This window comes from Staphylococcus sp. HMSC056G08, assembly GCF_001812305.1.
GTDB lineage: Bacteria > Bacillota > Bacilli > Staphylococcales > Staphylococcaceae > Staphylococcus > Staphylococcus simulans.
This window is the reverse complement of record NZ_KV808528.1, coordinates 20,307-23,888: the sequence shown is the minus strand read 5'-3', so window position 1 is coordinate 23,888 and position 3,582 is coordinate 20,307. Positions and strand designations below refer to the sequence as shown.

The window sequence follows — 3,582 nt, the reverse complement described above, 5'->3', positions numbered from 1 at the left end:
TGTTTCTTTAGAAACATCTAATACTGGAAGGGTTTGACGTGTTAATACTAATGAAGTTGGTGTTTGTTCACTTTCTAATGCAACTTCCCAAGCTACGCGTGTTTCGTTACCATCTGCTGGGCGAATCACATTCATATTAGGAATTGCACGTAAACCTGCTAATTGTTCAATCGGTTCGTGAGTTGGACCATCTTCACCTACAGCGATTGAGTCATGTGTAAAGATAAATGTTGAGTTAAGACCCATAATTGCTGAAAGTCTTAATGCTGGTTTTAGGTAGTCACTGAACACGAAGAATGTCGCACCGTAAGGATTTACTCCACCGTGTGCTGCCATACCGTTTACAGCTGCTGCCATCGCAAATTCTCTAACACCGAACCAAATATTTTTACCTTCAGGTGTATTGCGATCATAGTCTGGTGCATCTTTAACATTTGATTTGTTTGAACCAGCTAAGTCTGCTGAACCACCGAAGAATGAAGGTACAGATTTGCTTAGTGCTTGAATGACTTCACCTGAGTCTGCACGTGTAGCACTTTCTGAACCGACTTCGAATTCTGGTAATTCTGCTTCATAGTTTTCAGGTAATTTACCAGCAATCGCATCTTTGAATTCTTGTGCTAATTCTGGATAAGATTCTGCGTATTTTTCAACTAAAGCTTTCCATGCTTCTTCGTTTTCAGTTGCACGTGTCAACATAGTTTCATTGAAGACATCATAAACTTCATCCGGAACGTAGAAACGTTTTTCTGGATCTAATTTATAGTTTTCTAATGTTAATGTACGTTCATCATCACCAAGTGGCGCACCATGTACACCATGTGTACCTGATTTATTTGGTGAACCGTAACCAATAACTGTTTTAACTTCAATCATAGTTGGACCATTTTGTTCTTTAGCTTTTTCAATGGCATTATTAATTTCTTCTAAATCATTACCATCTTTAACTAAGATGTGGTTCCAACCATATGATTCAAAGCGTTTTTTGATGTCTTCAGAGAATGCTTTATCAAGATCACCATCAAGTGAAATATCATTTGAATCGTATAACACGATTAATTTGTCTAATTGTAAGTGACCTGCTAATGAAGCTGCTTCATGAGAAATACCTTCCATCAAGTCACCATCAGAAGCTAAAACATAAGTGTAATGATTTACGACTTCAGCATCTGGTTTGTTGAATTTACCTGCTAAGTGGTTTTCTGCCATTGCCATACCTACTGACATTGCGAAACCTTGTCCAAGTGGACCTGTAGTTACTTCGACACCTTGTGTGTGTCTGAACTCAGGATGTCCTGGAGTTTTAGAATCCCATTGTCTAAATTGTTTCAATTCTTCTAATTCTAAGCTGCCTGATACATGTAATAGGCTGTAAAGTAATGCAGAACCGTGCCCTGCAGATAAGATGAATCTATCTCTGTTAAAGTATTCATTTGAATTAGGGTTAAAGTTCAAATGTCTTGTCCATAATGTGTATGCCATTGGTGCAGCACCCATCGGTAATCCTGGGTGACCAGAATTTGCTTTTTCAATTGCATCAATACTCAATGCTCTGATTGTATTGATTGCAAGCTCATCTCTTTTATCGAACATCAATAAAACTTCCTTTCTATACAGCATGATTTTATGCCATTATACATTAAATCAGTTAAGTTTAACATTTATTGTCCTCATGAAATCGCTATCAAATATAATAAAAGTGATTAAAACAATCAAAATATACATTTTCATGAAAAAAGAGCCTTTAGAACATCAATTATTCTGTTCTAAAAGCTCTACATTTATTGTAGTATATTGAGTTTTATTGTCTTTTATTTTGCTCACGTTGTACTTGTTTTAATTTTTCTGGTGTTACATCGTTTCCTTCAGGATCTAATACTTTTGTATTTTCAATTTGTTGTTTGAAACCTTCGCGGAATGTTTCAAGATATTTTTGATGTAACTCTGCTCTTTCTTTCGCTTCTTCTTTTGTTAAGCCTTCTTCTTTTTTCTTTTTAGAAAGTTCATTAATACGGTTAATTGTTTCTTTATGTTGATCTGCCATGCTATCGACCTCCATTAGTCTGATGATTATTTATCTTAGCAAACAATCGCTCAAAATAAAATCAATATGTTCTACTAAACTTATTCCCACTCACAGAAGTCTTACACCATAGAACACATCGTGTTAGCAGTATAATCAATACACTTTATTTTTAAATCAGTGAACAGTTGCGACGATAGGTCTGTTATTTTGTTCGCCCTGTTCTATATATTGTTGCTCATGTTCGGCTTTTTGTTCTACCTTAGTTGGAAGTGTATGATCTGTCATTTCGTACACTTGTTCCTCATTACTTGATTGCTCTGCACCGATTAAAAACGCTGAAACTAACATAAAAGACATTAACAATACTGCTGTATATAGTAAAAAACTAGTTTGATATTTCCTAATCATTATTCGAACACCCCTAGAACATTTGTTTGTATTCAAACAATATCAGAACGATTGTTCGGTGTCAACACTTTTACGAACAAATGTTTGTAAAGGCTATATTAACGTGATATAATAAGAACAAACTAGAAGAGGATGTGCATATAAATGACTGAACTTACGAAGCGTCAAAGCGAAATTTATGAATATATAAAACAAGTCGTTCATACAAAAGGTTATCCGCCAAGTGTCAGAGAAATCGGTGAAGCAGTCGGACTTGCTTCAAGCTCTACTGTACACGGGCATCTATCACGATTAGAAAGCAAAGGGTATATTCGTCGTGACCCTACAAAACCACGCGCAATTGAAATTGTCAGCGACCAAATTGAAGATGCTGCTGAGATCGAAGGTACTATCCACGTACCAGTTATTGGTAAAGTCACAGCCGGTGTCCCAATCACAGCAGTAGAAAATGTAGAAGAATACTTCCCATTACCAGAACACTTTACATCAACACATAACAGCGACATTTTCATTTTAAATGTTGTTGGAGACAGTATGATTGAAGCTGGTATTTTAGATGGAGATAAAGTCATCGTCAGAAGTCAGACTATCGCAGAAAACGGTGATATTATTGTAGCTATGACAGAAGATGATGAAGCAACTGTAAAACGCTTCTACAAAGAAAAACATCGTTATAGATTACAACCTGAAAACAGTACAATGGAACCTATTTACTTAGAACATGTATCTGTTTTAGGTAAAGTTGTAGGTCTATTTAGAGAGCTATAGGCAATCGTATCTGTTCATAGGCATGTCATCTCTTCTTAAATTTTGTTCGTGACAAATTATTTAGATTCAAATTAGATTAGTAAACTACTAACACCCCATAATGTCCAAAATTCATAGACATTATGGGGTGTTTTTAATTATTTTGTTGTGTTTATCTCCGTTCTATTATTTTTTATACTGTGCATAAATAATTTGCATCTTAAAGCGGCTTTAGTCTTGCATGCACCTTGCCTTTTTAGTTTAAAATGCAGCAATGCCATCATATTTTCATACTTTTGTATTTATATAAAAGAGAAATTCACTTATACTAAACATGAGTAATACTTGAGGAGTGAGATGAAATGGATTTAATTTACAAAGGTAAAACAAAAGATGTCTAT

4 protein-coding genes are annotated in these 3,582 nt (G+C 35.1%); 1 reads left to right on the top strand and 3 read right to left on the bottom strand.

Annotated elements, in window-relative coordinates:
- The 3 genes from tkt to sosA all read right to left on the bottom strand — a co-directional run.
- On the bottom strand, positions 1 to 1,593 hold a 1,593-nt coding region (tkt, locus tag HMPREF2846_RS12030), incomplete at its 3' end, for a transketolase (RefSeq protein WP_070626718.1).
- Between the two features lie 208 nt (positions 1,594 to 1,801).
- Positions 1,802 to 2,044: a DUF896 domain-containing protein gene (locus HMPREF2846_RS12025; RefSeq protein WP_002480853.1), complete on the bottom strand. Its 243-nt coding sequence runs from the start codon at positions 2,042 to 2,044 to the stop codon at positions 1,802 to 1,804.
- A gap of 156 nt (positions 2,045 to 2,200) precedes the next feature.
- Positions 2,201 to 2,434, bottom strand: coding sequence for a DNA damage-induced cell division inhibitor SosA (gene sosA, locus HMPREF2846_RS12020; RefSeq protein ID WP_002480852.1), 234 nt, complete (start codon positions 2,432 to 2,434; stop codon positions 2,201 to 2,203).
- Between the two features lie 144 nt (positions 2,435 to 2,578).
- Between sosA and lexA the strand changes: the two genes are divergently transcribed.
- On the top strand, positions 2,579 to 3,202 hold the full coding sequence (gene lexA, locus HMPREF2846_RS12015; protein WP_023015256.1) for a transcriptional repressor LexA: 624 nt from the start codon (positions 2,579 to 2,581) through the stop codon (positions 3,200 to 3,202).
- Positions 3,203 to 3,582: the final 380 nt, after the last annotated feature.